At 63.9% G+C, this 15,771-nt stretch carries 10 protein-coding genes; 7 read left to right on the top strand and 3 right to left on the bottom strand.

Annotated elements, in window-relative coordinates; all coding sequences use genetic code 11:
- Positions 1-13: 13 nt before the first annotated feature.
- On the bottom strand, positions 14-3,673 hold the full coding sequence (locus tag PG731_RS01005) for an efflux RND transporter permease subunit (RefSeq protein ID WP_270771540.1): 3,660 nt from the start codon (positions 3,671-3,673) through the stop codon (positions 14-16).
- 452 nt (positions 3,674-4,125) lie between these two features.
- Positions 4,126-5,043, bottom strand: a complete 918-nt coding sequence (locus PG731_RS01000; RefSeq protein WP_270771539.1) for a hypothetical protein — start codon at positions 5,041-5,043, stop codon at positions 4,126-4,128.
- Between the two features lie 417 nt (positions 5,044-5,460).
- Between PG731_RS01000 and PG731_RS00990 the strand changes: the two genes are divergently transcribed.
- The 7 genes from PG731_RS00990 to PG731_RS00960 are packed head-to-tail and all read left to right on the top strand — an operon-like array spanning position 5,461 to position 14,782.
- Positions 5,461-7,125, top strand: coding sequence for a choice-of-anchor M domain-containing protein (locus PG731_RS00990; protein WP_270771538.1), 1,665 nt, complete (start codon positions 5,461-5,463; stop codon positions 7,123-7,125).
- Positions 7,122-8,771 carry an anchored repeat ABC transporter, substrate-binding protein gene (locus PG731_RS00985; RefSeq protein ID WP_270771537.1) on the top strand — a complete coding sequence of 550 codons (1,650 nt, stop codon included), beginning with the start codon at positions 7,122-7,124 and terminating at the stop codon, positions 8,769-8,771. Before PG731_RS00990 ends, PG731_RS00985 begins: the two co-directional genes overlap by 4 nt.
- Positions 8,768-9,766 (top strand): choice-of-anchor M domain-containing protein, encoded by a 999-nt coding sequence (locus PG731_RS00980; RefSeq protein WP_101628003.1) that lies wholly within the window; start codon positions 8,768-8,770, stop codon positions 9,764-9,766. Before PG731_RS00985 ends, PG731_RS00980 begins: the two co-directional genes overlap by 4 nt.
- Positions 9,763-10,485, top strand: a complete 723-nt coding sequence (locus PG731_RS00975; RefSeq protein ID WP_101628004.1) for a metal ABC transporter ATP-binding protein — start codon at positions 9,763-9,765, stop codon at positions 10,483-10,485. The genes PG731_RS00980 and PG731_RS00975 overlap by 4 nt, the downstream gene beginning before the upstream one ends.
- Positions 10,482-11,360: an anchored repeat-type ABC transporter permease subunit gene (locus tag PG731_RS00970; RefSeq protein ID WP_101628005.1), complete on the top strand. Its 879-nt coding sequence runs from the start codon at positions 10,482-10,484 to the stop codon at positions 11,358-11,360. The genes PG731_RS00975 and PG731_RS00970 overlap by 4 nt, the downstream gene beginning before the upstream one ends.
- A complete protein-coding gene (locus tag PG731_RS00965; RefSeq protein ID WP_270771534.1) occupies positions 11,357-14,416 on the top strand; it encodes a choice-of-anchor M domain-containing protein in 3,060 nt (1,019 codons plus the stop codon). The genes PG731_RS00970 and PG731_RS00965 overlap by 4 nt, the downstream gene beginning before the upstream one ends.
- A gap of 51 nt (positions 14,417-14,467) precedes the next feature.
- The gene (locus PG731_RS00960) at positions 14,468-14,782 is read left to right on the top strand and encodes a hypothetical protein (RefSeq protein ID WP_270771533.1); all 315 of its coding nucleotides are present in this window, start codon (positions 14,468-14,470) and stop codon (positions 14,780-14,782) included.
- Positions 14,783-14,955: 173 nt separating this feature from the next.
- Here the strand turns inward: PG731_RS00960 and nagB are convergent, their stop codons facing one another.
- Positions 14,956-15,729, bottom strand: coding sequence for a glucosamine-6-phosphate deaminase (nagB, locus tag PG731_RS00955; RefSeq protein ID WP_270771531.1), 774 nt, complete (start codon positions 15,727-15,729; stop codon positions 14,956-14,958).
- Positions 15,730-15,771: the final 42 nt, after the last annotated feature.

The raw sequence follows: 15,771 nt of genomic DNA, 5'->3' as shown, positions 1-15,771 counted from the left end.
TTCTCGTTGTGTCTTAGCGCAGGCGCTCACGGCCGGCGAAAAACCTATCCCCCAAAGCAAGTAATGCCGGCAGGACAAAGATAATCAGCACGGACGCACACAACGCGCCAATCGAAATGGTGCGACAGATCTGCGCGATCGTCGGGTTCTCAAACAGGAAGCCAAGAATGCCAGTCACGAGAATCATGATCGACCCGGACGTTGCGATCGTGTGCATCGAATTGTCGTATGCGCGAGCCAGCGCATGGCGGATATCAAGTTCTTTCCGGGCCTCGCGATACTGGCTTGTCAGCAGGATGCCGTAGTCGATCGTCGCACCCATCAAAATGCACTGCACCATCAGCTGGGCCAAATAGTAGTTGTCGTATCCCTGCAGGCCAATCGTGGCAATCGTCAAGAAAACGCCGCACTGAACCAGCAGAACCAGTAGCAGCGGAACCGACAGCGACAGGAAGGTCAGGGCGACGACAAGGAAGATCGAGCCGGAAGTCAGCCACTGGATCAGACTCATTTCCGAATCGAAAGACGACTTGAGCTCGTGCACCAACACCGAGTTGCCGACCAGGTAGCAGTTCCCACCCAGCTCCTCTGCGCACGCCGATTCCAGTTGGCCGATCAACGCTTCGGTCGCATCGGATTCTTCAGGCAGGGTCGTAGTGATGACCATCCGCGACCAGGTGTCCCCGACCAGTTGAATTCTGGCCTGTCGGATCTGGTGTGACGCGTCGGTGATTGCCGTGCGCGTCTTGTCATCAATGAACGAAGCAAAGCGCGCATCATCCAAAATCTGCGTATTCAGCGTGTCCACCAATTGCGCGATCGACAAAGTCTGACCAGCGGTTTCACCTCGATCAGTTGCTCTTTGTGCGCCATGAACCAGGTAGGCAAGCGCGACATGGTTCGTATCGAGCGAGTAACTTGAAGCGGTCAGCGCCGAAAGCTGTCCCAGCAGGCTCGTCATCTCAGTTGGGTTCAGCTGACTGTCATCAACGACAGCGCGCATGACCTGACGCAGGGCACTCAGCTGGCTCACCTGGCTTTCACTGAAATTCCCGGACGTTTGAGGGTCGTACGCCATCGTGTCGAGGATGAAGCTCACGGCGTCATAGGCGCTCATATTCCACGAACTCGTATCGCCGTGCATCGAGGTGCGGAGCAAGGAAAGCTGACGAACTTGGCTGGCGTCCATGCCGAGGAAATTCGCCAATTGCCTGGGCGTAAAGTAGGTACCCGCAACCGAAGCATCGATGATCGAACGCAAGGTGGAGACCTCGGCTCGCTGTTGTTCTGATAGGGACGAGTCATTCGCCAAGTCAGAGGCAATCGTCTGCGGAGTGTAGAGCCAGTCGGTCGCATGCGCGGGCGAGTCCGCAATCGCCATGACCAACTGAAGCTGAGCCGAGTTCATCGACACGATGGACGCGAACGTCGACAGTGGGATCTGCTGACCGGACAGAGCAAGGGAAGCGATCTGATACATCTGCTCGATGCCCGCTTTTTGTTCATCGGTCAGAGATCCCGCCAGCGCAGATGCGTCTCCCGCCCGGACCTGCGTGTTCAGGAAATCGATCATCTCCCACGGGCTGGCCGTAGTCGCGGTTGCAGGGTCTTGACCCGAAAGCATGGCGCGCATCGCAAGGATCTGCCCCACCTGTTCGGACTCCATTGACAGGAACTGAGCCAGCCCCTGCGCATCCATCGGCGTAGCGAGCGTTGCGGTATCAGTCAATGCCATCAGGGTAGCCAGCTGCGCTGACCTCTCCCCCATTTGGGCACTGACCTGCGGTTCGTTTGTTGCAACCGCGTTGAGCGCTTCAACATAAGCCCTCAGTGTTCGCGAATCGTTCGCGTACTCCCCCGCTTCAGCTTTCTTCTTCGCGTAGAGCAGACGCACCTGCGACGAATCAACACCCAGCAGATTCGCCATCTGTTCCGAAGAAATCGGAGTGGTCATCGCCTGAGCATCGGTGAAACGTTGCAGATTTTCCGCTTGAACCCGCGCATCACCACTGACCATGGGCGCGTATTGAGTGTTCGGCAAATCGTTGACAATGAAGTCAGCGAACTGGCCAAGCGTCATCGAATCGGCTGAAATACTTGGGTTCGAGATCGCGTGATACAGGTAGATTCCGCGCGCCTCCGATTCGCTCATCCCCAGGAAGTTCGCCAAATCTGCGGGGCCTCGCACCCCCAACAGAGCATCACGGTCAAGATAGGGCTCCAGTTGCGCCAGTGAATTCAACGTGTCTTCATCCGTGCGTGACACGATCAGCCGATTATTGCGGATGAAAGAAATGAACGCTGGCAGACTCATGCGCTCAGTTGTCTGGCCGTCATGCGCTAAGAAGTAGACCAGAGACAGCATATCCGAGTCGAAACTCAGGTCCTCACTCCCCATTTCGCTCAGGGCAACAGACATATCGTCGACGGAACGCTGGCGTCCGATCGTCGTCGGTTGAGACATGACAGAGCGAACCCCATCAGCATCGGAAATACGCTCAGCTATCTGGCCCGCAATCGCATCATCGCCATTGCGATACAGAAGAACAATCGAGTTTTCCTTCTCGAAAACATCCGCAATCGGATCCGCCTTCGCCAGCGTGTACGCAACCGGCGTGCCTCCGGCCATCACGCCACCGCCAGCGAATAAAGCAATGAAGGCGACGAGGATCGGAATACGAGCTTTATATTCAAACCGGGCAAGAGGATGAAAGTTTGCCCGAAGATAAGGCTTCGCGGTCTTCTCAATCGCCTTATCGCACCACAGGATCAGCGTCGGCAAAATCGTAAACACGCTCACCATCGACAAGAACACGCCCTTGGCCAAAGCAATACCCAAATCCATGCCGATCAGCAAAGACATGAAACAGAGCATCAGCAGGCCAACAACCGTGGTCATCGACGAAGAAACGATCGACGAAAAAGCCCCTCGAATTGCGCGCACCATCGCCTCTGGGCGCGAGCCATCAGGCGTCTTCTCCTGGCGGTAGCGATTCATCAGGATGATCGAATAATCCATGGACAAGACCAGCTGAAGGATCGCTCCGATCGTGAAAGTCACGTCTGCAATCGACCCCCGAATCAGGTTCGTCCCCAAATTCAGGACAACGGCCATACCTATCGTGACCAAGAACAGAATCGGCTCAAGCCAGGACGCGCACATCGCAAACAGGATCAGTGCAAGCAAACCAACAGCAACCATCACGATCCACAATGGAAGCTCTGAGGTCGGTGACGGGTTATCCGACTCAATCAACGCGCCCTTGGTCGCGAATTGATCGGTGAGTGCCTGCTGGATCGCCGCATCTTCTGCCGACCCATAAGCATGCTTGGATTCAACAATGAACAGAGTGTGATCGCCCTGGTGATAAATCCCGTCTGAATCCTCAGTCCGAGCCTCGTAGGCCACCGAATCAACATTCGGGATCGCCTGAAGCTTCGCCAAAGTCGACTCTTCTTGGGAAGCTGTCAGGCCGGTGAACATGACGCGCGTCGACGACGTGTCTATGGAGCCGGGGAACTCCGCCTCCATAATGTCGGTGCCGGCACGCATCTGGGAGGTCGCGGGTAGGAACTCCACCATGTCATTGATGACGCCAACCCTGGGAGTCAAGACAGCGCACACACCGGTCGCCACCACCATGATGGCAAAGATCAGGTGGCGGAACCTCACCAAGAAATTGGCACTTGCGGTCAGCACTGACGACTCCGTTTGCTCCATGACATGCGGATACTTACACGGTACCTGGTGGCGCGTGCGACACGCTAGTGAATCGGGGCAGGTGAGGGCTCGGTTGGCGGGCTGGGTCTACGCCCACCGCTACACCTGCGAACAACAACGGCGCGATACCTTGAGCGCCTGGATCCCCTTCCGCAATCACCACACGCCCCACTCAGCCTGCGCGAACCTCCCACCCATCACACAATTAATCAACGCCCCCGAACAGTACACCTAGCGACGGCCTCCGCCTCCAACACGCGTGTGGCGGCTTTCTCGACGTTTGGCGGGTCACAATGCTCTGCTGCGCACCGCCAAACACTCACAAATCTGGCAATGCTCCGCGCATGGCGAAGCGGGTCGCCCCGAGGGGCGACCCGCTCACACCGCTTTCTGCGACTACTTGCTCAGCTCCTGCGCTTGGCTCGCGTCGAAACAACGGCTCCAGTCGTGGCGAAGAGCGCGGCGAGAGCCATAAGACCCGCCACATCGGCGCCGGTCTTGGCAAGCCCGCGACCCTTGGTCGTTGCGGCCTCGACGAGGAGAGGCGCCTTGGCGCTGGCCCCGGTCGCCACATCGGTGAGGACGATCTCATGGGATCCGATCGGCGTCGTCGCGGGAATCGTGTACGAGAAGCGCACAACTCCGCGCTCGTCCGCGACTGCGGTACCAATCGTGATCGGATCGGAGTGGAGAACCGCGCTGATCTCGCGACCGGCAGTGAAGCCCGTTCCGACGATCTCGATGCTCTCGCCGATCTTCACGGTGCTCTTCTCGAGGGTAACGGTCGGGGCGGGGTTCGGTCCAGGGTTCGGGATTGGGCTAGGCCCGGGGTTGGGGTTCGGGTCCGGCCCGGGGTTCGGGTTTGGGTCCGGCCCAGGGTTCGGGTTCGGGTCCGGCCCGGGGTTCGGGTTAGGCTCGGGCTCTGCGGCCTTCACCTTGAGCTCGACGATCCCGGACTCTGCGGTTCCGACGGAGTTCGTCGCGAGCAGGCGGATCGCGGCACCGTCGGTGCCGGGGGTGATGGCGATCGAGGTGGCCAAGCCGGTCTCCCCGTCAAGGTCGACCCACTGGTTCAAGCCCTTCTCCTTGATCTGCCACTGAAGATCCGGGGCAGGATTGCCCTTCACATCGGCAGTAAGGTCAAGGATCGTATTCTCGGGTGCGGTGACGGTGCGGAACTGATCGTTTCCCGCGATCTCGACCTTATCCATGTCGTCCGACTCGATCGAAATCGGCGAAATGTGCGGCGCCGTATTGCCGAGCGCAAGGTTCTCCGGAGCCGCGAGGGTCGGGGATGCGATGCCCGCGAGCGCGAGTGCCACAGCCGTCGCTCCTCCCAGAATAGTTCTGGTGAAGTTCACCTTCTTACCTTTCGAAAAGTTTCGTGCCAATGAACTCTGTCGTCGGCCAATCTTTAATGAAGCGTTCCAACGATAGCGGTTGCCGATCCATTATTACAGTGTTTGAAAGAAGGATCACATGGTACTCACGACTTTCCCCTAGGTGTATTGATCGGGGTGGTTGGTTAATTGTGTGATGGGTGGTTTGTTTTCGCAGGCTGAGTGGGGTGTGTGGTGATTGTCGAAGTGGATCCAGGAGCTCAAGGCATCCCACATATAGAGCACGGCATCCCTCCCCTTCGACAGCATCGCTCACTCTTCTCACATCCTTACACGCGGTGAGCGTGATCCAGACCTCACGCTGGCGGTTGCGCGGTTCACAGACAACCCTGTATGGTAATGCAAGCCATTCTCATTATCACTAGAAGGTTCGTCATGCGCGCCACCCACCGCGGGATTCATCCCCTCCTCGCCCTGTTCACCGCGCTCCTCGCCCTCGCGCTCTTTACTACGCCGACGATTGCCACACCCGGCACGCAGAGCGGAGAATCAACGACGAAAGTGCTCCTCACTCGCGGGCACGCCGACGTCTTCGCCCTCGTCCCCAACGGGCCGACGATCTCTCTCGTCGCCAAAGAGGACGTCACTACCCCGGGCGCGCCGACCTACCACAACCCCGCAAAGCTGATCCTCGGCGTCACCGACGCCGCGAAGACGAGCGCGACCGAAAAGATCGAGGGCGTCGGAACCGCCGGCTACGCACTCCCCCAGTCCGAGAATCCCGCGCTCCTATGGCCCGGTTGGGACTCGAACGCCCTCGCACCTCTGCGCCCAACCGCGATCCGCCTCGTCATCGACGAGGTCTCCGGGCCTGGCCGCATCCTCCTCTGGCGCTCGTCCGCATTCGGCGCGACCTCCCCGATCTTCGAGCAGGGCTCCCTTGAGGCCGCTCCCGGGCGCTCGATCCTCCAGAGCGCACCCGCCCACGAGCACGCGAACTGGCTCTTCACAGCCGCAGGCACCTACTCTCTCACTCTCCACGGCGAGGTCGATACCCCCAACGGGCGCCTCGTCTCCGACCCGGCCGCCTACACTTTCGCCGTGGGCGCCACCGCGATCGCGCAGGCCACCCCCGGAGCGTCGGCTCCCGTCGAGCCGTCGACGCCCGGCACCGGATCGACCCCGTCCCCCGCGCCAGCGCCTCAGTCCACCGCCCCCCAAGCGCCCGTACAGCCAGCCGCCGAGCAGTGCCTCCCCACCCCCGTCACCTCGAACGGGAGTGGCACGGCAGTCGGCGGATCCCACACGATCCGCGCGAACACCCACGTCCACCCGAACTGGGTTTTCACCGCCCCCGGCGTCTACAAGGTCTCGATCACCCAGACCACGACCCTGAAGTCCGGTGCCCGCGTCTCGACCTCCGGCATCCTCTCCTTCAACGTCGGCGGTGCCGGAAACGCCGACTCCGGCCACTTCGACATCGGGACGAGTGCCAGCCCCTCGTCGATCTCCATGCTCGTCAAAGACGACCGCTCGCAGCCCGCGCGCTGGGTCGCCCCTTCCTCCCTCGTCTTCGGACTTGGCTCCGCAGCCGAGACGACTGCACCCGCCGGTATCGAGTTCATCGCGAAGCAGGGTCAGAGGATCTGGATGATCTCCTCAAGCCAGGTCCCCTCCGTCCCGTGGCTCGGTGCAAACACGATGCACCCCAGCCTCCTCGCCCGCACGACCGGCGATGTTACCTGGACGCTCAACGGCGTCTCCGGCCCCGGTTCACTCGCCGTCTTCGAGTCCGGCAACTTCGGCTCGCTCGTCGGCACCCGCTGGTTCGGCGGCATCGGCTCAGGCTCGACGACCGTCTACGTCGGCCGCACCGCCGATGGGCGCCCCTGCGAACTCGACCAGGCGACGATCGATCGTCTGCGCGCCGAGGGTAAGATCGTCGATGGCTCGGCCCTTCCCGGCGGTCTCGCGACGACCGGCGCGCGCGCCGCCACCCCGGTCGCCCTCGCCTCGCTCCTTGCCCTCGCTGGGCTCGCCGCACGACGGTGGGCAAGAAGGTGAGGCGCACCCGAGCGCGTCGCCCCGGGAGTGCCTTCGCGCTCTCCCTTCTCATCGGTGCTCCTTCGCTGCTCCTCGGCGTGTGTGCTCCCGCCCTCGCGAACGGCGGAGCCTCTGCCGAGGAGACTCCCGGCACGCGATCAGAGTCCGTTGCACCTAGCAGCGGCGATGTGGCCGATGATGGGTCGCAGCCTCGGATCGTTGCGACGACGCCGATCATCGCCGATCTCGTGCGCGCGGTCGCCCCGCGAGCGCGCATCGCGACGCTCGTCCCCGCAGGCGTTGATCCACACTCCTTCGAGCCTTCGATGGCGGCCCTCCGCGACATCGCGCACGCCGACATCGCTTTCTCCAACGGGCTGCTCCTTGAGCAGAGCGCACTCACCTCCTCCATCGACGCGAACCTCCCAAAGGGCGCCCAGCACGTCGCCCTCGGCGAAGAGTCCGTCCCCTTCGGTGCGCGTCCAATTCCCCTCGTCGAGGACCTCTCTCTCGCGACGATCTGGCTCGGGCTGCGCGTCGACGGACGCGCCTCGACCGACTCAACCGTCTCCTTCGAAGCAGCCTCGGCGACGGGCCCCGGCGACCTCGCCGCCTTCACGACCGGCACCTTCGGTGAACCGCGCCCGTGGATCGCCTCGAAGGATGGGATCGACTCGAACGACCGCGTCGAGCTCCCGACTAACGCTCACACCCACATGTCGTGGGGTTTCACCGATCCCGGTGTCTACTCCCTCTGCCTGCGGGCGACGCTCCACTCGCCGACGGGCGATACTCCACTCGGTGAAAAGACTCTTGTCTTCGCCGTCGGCGTCGACCCGCACTCCACCGGGCGGAGCGTCCTCGACTCCGGGCACGCCGATCTCACCGCGAAACTTGAGGGTTCGATGACCCTGCGCGCAGACGCCCCCGCAGGCGACCTCGACCCCGACCGGATTGTCATCGCCGTCCCGGACACGACGACGACCACGATCCCCGACAACCGGTGGCGATTCCTCGCCGAACCCGGCGCCTCCGCTCGAATCCTCGCCCAGGCCGTGATCGGAACCCACGTACACGGTGAGATCGACCCGCACATGTGGCACGACGTGAAGAACGCCATCGCCTACACTGACCTCGTCGCCGAGCGCCTCGCAGCCCTCGATCCCTCGCACGCGGCCGAATATCGGGCGAACGCCACCGCCCGCGACGCCGAACTTGAGGCCCTCGACCGGTGGATCCACGAAGTCGTCGCCACCATCCCTGAAAAGAGCCGCGCCCTCGTGACCGCGCACGACTCCTTCGGCTACTACGCGAAGGCCTACGGGCTGCGGATCGGCGGGTTTGTCGCACCGAACCCGTCCCTTGAGCCCTCGGCTCTCCAACTCGCCAATCTCACGCGAGTCCTCGAGCAGACGCCGGCCGCCGGAGTATTCCTCGAACCGACCTCCCGCTCCCACCTCGGCGAGCTCGTCGCACTCGCGCACACGACCGGTAAGTCCGTCTGCTCGCTCCACTCCGACACGCTCACGGACGAGGTTCCCACCTACCTCGACCTCATGGTGTTCAACACGCGCTCAATCAAGTCCTGCCTCGACCCCGCCTCGCTGCCCGCCTGGCCCTTCGAGTCGGAGGCGTCCAACCCGAATCCCACCCGAGGAGACCAGTGAAACTCACGCACGCACTCGCGCTTGCCGCCGCGACTCTCATCGCCGTCGCCCCCGCCTCACTCGCCACAGACACGACGACGCAGGACCCTTCCCTCACCCAGGTCGTCGAGTCGAACGAGACCGTCGCCCCCGAAGGTACACCTGTCGAGATCTCCGCCGGACACGTCGACCTCGGACCGAAGTTCCTCGACGGCGCGTGGACCTTCCTCGCCCGCGACGACTCCGGTCAGACGCCGACCTGGCGCCATCTTGACGACGTCGTCCTACGCGTCTCCGACGCCGCGAAGCTCGAACTGCCCGCCGACGACGACCAGTACTCCTTCATCTCGGCGAACGGCCCGGTCTGGGCCATCCCCCAGTCCGAGATCGCCAACGTCGTGTGGCTCGGCTGGAACACCCAGGACCCCGAGGTCGTCGGCAGGCTCGCCCAGGGCGCGACCCTCGTCTTCGAGGGACACGAGGGCGAGGGGGACTTCCACGCCTTCGTCCAGGCCGGAAACTTCTCCGGCCCCCAAGAACTGTGGAACTCGACGAAGCCGAACTCGCAGCCGATCCACGTTGACGCAAACACGCACACCCACGCGAACTGGGTCTTCACACAACCGGGGATCCACCTCATCCGCCTCAGCCTCCAGGCCCAGCTCACCGACGGCACCACTGTCGAGGACACTCGCGTCCTCCGCTTTGCCGTCGGGGACGCCACCGACGCGCAGAAGGCGCTCGAAGCTCAGTGGACCGTCTCGAACGCCCCTGAGTCGCCCGCTCCCGTCGACTCGCCGTCACCCCTCGACCGCTCGACCATGCTCCCGCTGTGGATCGCCGCGGGGCTCGGCGTTGCAGCCCTCGTCCTTGTCGCGCTCGTCCTCATCGCCCGTCGCCGTAGCCACGAGCGCGAGCGGGCCGCTGAAAGGATCGTCGAGGGCGGGGCTTCCGGCTCCGTCGAGCCGAAGCCGGAAGCGTCCGATGACGGCGACGACCGGGGGTCTCAGCGATGAGCCGCGCGCTGGAGGTGTCCGGCCTGCGCGTCGACCTTGGCGGGCGGACAATCCTTGAGGATGTGTCCCTTCGAGTCGACGAGGGCGAGCTTGTCGGCCTCATCGGACCGAACGGGGCTGGCAAGACGACGCTCATGCGCGCGATCATGGGACTCATCCCCTACCGCGGGAGCATCGAGGCGAGTGGCTCGGTCATCGGCTACGTCCCGCAGCGCCAGGACCTCGACTGGAACTATCCGATGAGCGCCGCCCAGCTCGTCGCGACCGCCTTCACCGGTCAGCGTCGCGCGCCTCGAGGCGCGGCGCGCCTTGAGGCCGTCTACCGGGCTCTCGACGCGGTCGGCATGTACGCGTACCGCAACCGGACAATCAACGAGACTTCGGGCGGTCAGAAGCAGAGGATCCTCGTCGCCCGGGCACTCGTTGCCGCCCCGCGTCTGCTCCTCCTCGATGAGCCCTTCACCGGGCTTGACCACCCGAACCAAGACGCACTATCGCGCCTCTTCGTTGACCTCGCCCGCTGCGGAGTCGGAATCCTCATGTCGACGCACGACCTTGGGCAGGCAGTCGATATCTGCCACCGACTCGTCATGCTCAACGGGACTGTGAGGGCCGAGGGCGAGCCCTGTGAACTTAGCTCGCCGGAGCCGTGGATGGAGACCTTCCGCGTCTCTCAGGACTCCGCGCTCCTGCGCTCCCTCGGGATGGTGCGCCGATGAGCCTCCTCGACTTCCTCTCCGACCTCGCAAACCCCTCACTCGCTTTCCTCCCAAGGGCGCTCCTCATCGCCGTCCTCTCCTCACTCGTCTGCGGTCTCGTCGGCGCGCACGTCGTCCTGCGCGGACTCTCCTTCGTCGGCGATGCACTCTCACACGCCGTATTCCCCGGAATCGCGATCGCCTTCGCGCTCCAGGGGTCGATCCTCCTGGGAGGAGCCGCAGCCGGGATCCTCGTTGCGATCCTCATTTCCGTCTTCTCCCAGAACCGCCGGGTCGGCGAAGATTCCGTTATCGGCGTCTTCTTCGCCGCCGCTTTCGCCCTTGGCCTCGTCGTCGTCGCTCGAACACCCGGCTACACGGGGTCTCTTGAGTCGCTCCTCTTCGGGTCGCTCACCGGCGTGACGAATACCGATGTCCTCATCTCTCTCGGGGCGTGCGTCGCGATCGGCATCGCCCTCGCGGTCTTTCACGACCGGATCGTCCTCGTCAGTGTCGACCGTGATTTCGCGATTTCGACGGGCCTGCGCGTCGGGCACATTGATGTGCTTCTCCACCTCGCCATCGCGACTGCCGTCGTCGTCTCCATCCAGACGATTGGGAACGTCCTCGTCCTCGCGCTCCTCGTCGCTCCCGCGGCGACCGCGCGACTCCTCACTGACCGTGTCGTCCCCATGATGCTCATCGGCCCGACCATCGGCGCCGTCTCTGCCTTCCTCGGCATCTGGGCCTCCTGGTCGCTCGACATCCCCTCGGGCGCGGCGATCGTCCTCGTCGCGACCCTCCTCTTCGTCCTCGCCCAGCTCCTCTCGCCCGGGCGCGGACTCCTCCTTCGCGCCCGACCGGCGGCGCAGACCACAGAAAGGACACTCGCATGAGGACCCTTCCGTTCACCGGCCTCCTCACCGCGGCCGCCCTGCTCGCCGCATCGATACTCGTCGCGCCCGCGACGCACGCAACCCCGTCAGAGACGCTCTCTCCCACGGGCTACACTTCCGACGGCTCCGGCCCAACCAACGCCGAGGCCTCGCCCTCGTCCCCCGGAGCGCCCGACGATCCCGAGCACCTGCCCGGAGAGGCCGGCTACGGGGACCTCGTGCCCGCCGACCTCACGGTTCCTGCGGGCTCGCCCGGCGCCGACCCGGAGGCGACCCCCGGGCCCGACGGTCGCGTTCCCCACGTGTGCGCTGGCCGCAAGCTCCTCCATCACGCACACGTTGACGCCGCCTACGTCACCCGTGTCGACCAGACTTTCACCGTTACCGTTGTCGACGGGCGCAAGGTCATCAAGGACCCGAACTCCGTCTGCGTCCGACTCGCCCCCGACGCGCGCTCCTCCGACTCCCAGGAGGTCTCGCGCATGGTCGTCCCCTCGGGTGGCCTCTTCGACTTCATTGGTAAGCCCGGCGACATCGTCTGGCGCGCCCCTCAGGAGCAGATCGATAACTGGCGTCCCGTCTGGGCTGGCATCGGTGCCTTCGACACGGCGCACGAGGTCGCCCAGCCTGAGGGGATCCTTCTTGACGAGGTGAAGCTCTCGATCGCGAACTCCTCCGGGCCTGGAGCCGTCGAGGTGTGGCGCACCATCGGCACGAACTCTCTGACCCGAGGGCTCTCTTCCGACCCCTCGCTCGCGCCGCTCTCCCTCCAGGCTGGCTCCCACGGCCACTGGAACTGGACCTTCTCGAAAGCGGGCGTCTACCGGCTCGACATGGTTGCTTCCTACACGTCCACCTTGTCCCAGAGAGCCGTTAATTCCTTGCCCTCGACCATCACGTGGCTCGTCGGCTCTGACGACGAGGTCGGCCTGCCCGCAGGCACCACGACCTCCCTCACTCCGATCAGAACGACTGCCGAGCAGGTAAAGGAGAAGATGATCGCCTCCGGCGAGCTCTCCACCGAGGAGACACCCGCCGAACCCGAGCCCCCCTTCACCCAGGCCGAGGCCCGCAAGCAGATCGAGGCACTCTTCGGCTCTGCTGCGAAGGCGCCAGCCTCGCCCTCGTCCCCCTCCCACTATGTCTACAAGGGGACCTTCAAAGACGATGTGCGAGCTGGCGTGCCGATCAAGCGGGTGACCCTCGACGTGAGCGCGAACGGCACGTCGATCCCCGGGGAACCGATCCTCGAAATCCCTGACTCACTCAAGCAGACGACCGCCGACGGCGACCGCTGGGTCCTGCCTACTTCCAGCGAGCACGGTTCGCTCGGATTCGACTTCACCGGAATGCCCGCCGATTTGCGCTCCGAGCCAGCCGTTTACTCCGTCGACACCTTCGACGGCCCCAAGGGTGGCCGCTACATCGCGGGAACCGTCACCGACGGGGCGATGAACGTCACCCTCGATACGACGCGCGACCCCAACCGTGGCTTCACCGTCGATGCAGTCGCAGTTCCCCTCGCCCACGTCTTCACGAAGCCGGGCGTCTACACCGTCGGTTTCAACATCGAGACGCGCGACAAGGACGGGAACTTCTCCTACAAGTCTCGCTCCGCTCACTTCGTCGTTGGCGACGTCGCGATCTCGGCGTTGCGCGCGATCACCGCGGAGAACAACGGCGAGGCGCCCTCGCCCTCGCCGAACCCTGCGGACCCGGGTGCCGACGCGCCACCGAGCGGTGGCGCTCAGCCCGGCAATCCCTCGACACCCGATCCTGCCGACCCGTCCACCCCTTCACGTCCCGGCGACTCGGCGATCCACATCATCACCGAAGGCCACATGGATCAGGCGATGTCCCTGAAAGACGGAAAGGCGGAAGTCTTCGTCGATGACACCGCCGACCCGCGCCACCCCGTCCGCCGTGCCTCCGGAACCTTCGCCTACGCCGTCCCCGACTCGACGCATGCGAAGATCCCCGCCGGCGCGAAGGGCTACAGCGAACTCGCCGCCGCGGCGCCCGAGGGCGTGTGGAGCCTGCCCGAGACCCAGCTCGAGGGTATCCCCTGGGTCGGCTTCTCAACCCAGCGAGTCGACTACTCGCAACTCTCAAGCAAGGGCGTCGAGGTTGCGATGAGGAACTTCACCGGCCCCGGTCGCCTCGTCACCGGTATTTCCTCTCTCTTTGACGGATTCACGCCCCGACTCGACTCGACGAAGCCCGACATGGTCCTCCACTACCTCTTCGGGTCGCACGATCACCAGGCTTTCTACTTCACGAAGCCCGGGCGCTACTCGACCGACTTTGTCTACACCGCGCACCTCGCTGACGGCTCCACCATTGAGAAGACGCTCCATGCGATCTTCCTCGTCGGCGACGAGGCCATCAAGAGGGGGGTTGAGCCAGACCCCGCGCCCGCTCCAGATCCCTCGCCCTCGCCCAGCCCGGAGCCCGGCGCGACCCTTCCCATCGACGAACTCGTCGCGAAGCTTAACGCCGAGTCCCACAGGAACTGGACGAACCCGAACACCGGTACGCACCGACCCAGCCAGCCCGCGCCGGGCACCTCCCCGTCACCCGGATCACCGTCCACGGGCTCCTCCTCAGCAAGTGCGAGCACTCCGGACTCGCCGATCGGGAACCCGAACGTGGCCGGCGCGCGCCTCGGAGAGGGCGCCGGGCAGACCGGAACCCCGGTGACGGGTGGGTCGACCGTGTCCGGCTCGCTGCTGTCGTCGAACTCGGCGGCTGGCGCGGGGTCGACGAGCTCCGACTCCGACGCATCGGGCGCTTCCAGCGCCGACGGCTCCCAGTCGAGCGGTGTCGAGGGTCTGGACTTTGCGGACTCCTCACAGTCGGGAGGGTCCACGACGCGGGCGCTCACCAAGCCCGCTACCCCCACGAGCGCCCTGCTCAACCCCGAGCGCGGGTCCGCCTCGTACGGGAGTGGTTCGGACTGGTGGCAGTGGGTTCTCGTAGGGATCTGCGGCAGCGGACTCGTCGGAGCGGGCGCTTGGGCGCTTCTCCTGCGCAGGCGTTCATCGGTGGGCAAGTAGAGTTCACTGACGCCTCTCTCGGATCACCTGGCCAGCCAGTGACTGAGTGAAATGCGAGCGGCGGCTCGGACCTTCCCGGTTCGAGCCGCCGCTTCGTCGTCTACTTCTTCGTTTGCGCCTCAGCCTACTTCTTCATCCGAACGAGCCGCTAGCAAACTTGGCGCTGGCGTTGATTTTGTGGTGGCGCTGACTTTGACTTTGAGTCTGATTTTGGCACTGGCACTGGCACTGGCACTGGCACTGGCACTGGCACTGGCACAGCCTCCACCCGCCTCCGCGTCCCGCAGGCAACACCGGCTCTCCTTCGGTCGAGCTTCTCCCGAAGCATTTCAGCCGTCGCGCGTGAAATTAAGCCCGTCCCCGTAGTGGCCGTGGGCTCGCGTCCTCCAGCATCGCATCCAACAGAGGGCACGAAGACAGACACTCGCAAACCTGGGCGTACGTGACACGCCCACAAGAACAGCTATCCTCTCACCCGCGACAACACAAAACGGGGTCCCGCGCTCGTTTCCGACGCGCAGGACCCCGCGAGAGTGGGATCAGGCGTGCTCCTTCTCCCACACCTCCTTGTAGAAGTCCTTGAGTTCGAGCTCGCTGGCGGCATCCTCGTCAAGGAGGACAAGGACGTCGTCGTGGTACTGGAGAGCCGTCGCGGGCCAGCGCTGCGAAACACCGCCCTCAATCATCTCCTTGACCGCGCGGGCCTTGCCCTTGCCGGTCGCCATGAAGACGTGCGCCTTCGAATCCATGATTGTGCCAATGCCCTGCGTCACGCAGTGCGTCGGAACCGCGTCGATGTCACCATCGAAGAAGCGGGCGTTGTCGCGACGCGTCTGCTCCGTGAGGACGCCGACGTGCGTGCGCGACGTCAGCGAGCCACCGGGCTCATTGAAACCGATGTGACCGTCCGAACCGATGCCGAGCACCTGAATGTCGATGCCGCCCTCGGCCTTAATCGCCTCGTCGTACAGGCGGGCGCCCTCGTCAAGATCCTCGCACCAGCCGTCCGGGCCGTGCGCCGCACCCTCAGGCATATCGACGCGACCGACGAGATGCCGGCGGATGAAATTCATATAGCCTTCGAAATGATCCTTCGGAAGACCGACGTACTCGTCGAGGTTGTAGGAGCGAACCTTCGCGAACGAGATCTCACCCGCCTCATAGCGGCGGACAAGCTCGTCGTACAGGCAGATCGGCGACGATCCTGTCGCGAGGCCGAGGACGAAATCGGGCTTGGACCGGTATACCTCTTCGATCCGGTCCGCCGCGAGGCGCGCAATTTCCTCGGGAGTACTGACGATGGCGATTCGCATGGCGAGTCCTTTCTTAGTTCATTTGCGGAAGTCTGATGCGAT

The organism is Pauljensenia sp. OF14-1SRA (assembly GCF_027694595.1).
Classification (GTDB): Bacteria; Actinomycetota; Actinomycetes; order Actinomycetales; family Actinomycetaceae; genus Pauljensenia; species Pauljensenia turicensis_B.
Note: the sequence above shows the minus strand (reverse complement) of the source record. Positions and strands in the feature narration are given on the sequence as shown.

Excerpts from the sequence above, each read along its gene's own strand:
- PG731_RS00990 (WP_270771538.1), top strand. The coding sequence starts at position 5,461 with ATGCAAGCCATTCTCATTATCACTAGAAGGTTCGTCATGCGCGCCACC.
- PG731_RS00975 (WP_101628004.1), top strand. The coding sequence starts at position 9,763 with ATGAGCCGCGCGCTGGAGGTGTCCGGCCTGCGCGTCGACCTTGGCGGG.
- PG731_RS00970 (WP_101628005.1), top strand. The coding sequence starts at position 10,482 with ATGAGCCTCCTCGACTTCCTCTCCGACCTCGCAAACCCCTCACTCGCT.
- PG731_RS00965 (WP_270771534.1), top strand. The coding sequence starts at position 11,357 with ATGAGGACCCTTCCGTTCACCGGCCTCCTCACCGCGGCCGCCCTGCTC.
- PG731_RS00960 (WP_270771533.1), top strand. The coding sequence starts at position 14,468 with ATGCGAGCGGCGGCTCGGACCTTCCCGGTTCGAGCCGCCGCTTCGTCG.
- nagB (WP_270771531.1), bottom strand. The coding sequence starts at position 15,729 with ATGCGAATCGCCATCGTCAGTACTCCCGAGGAAATTGCGCGCCTCGCG.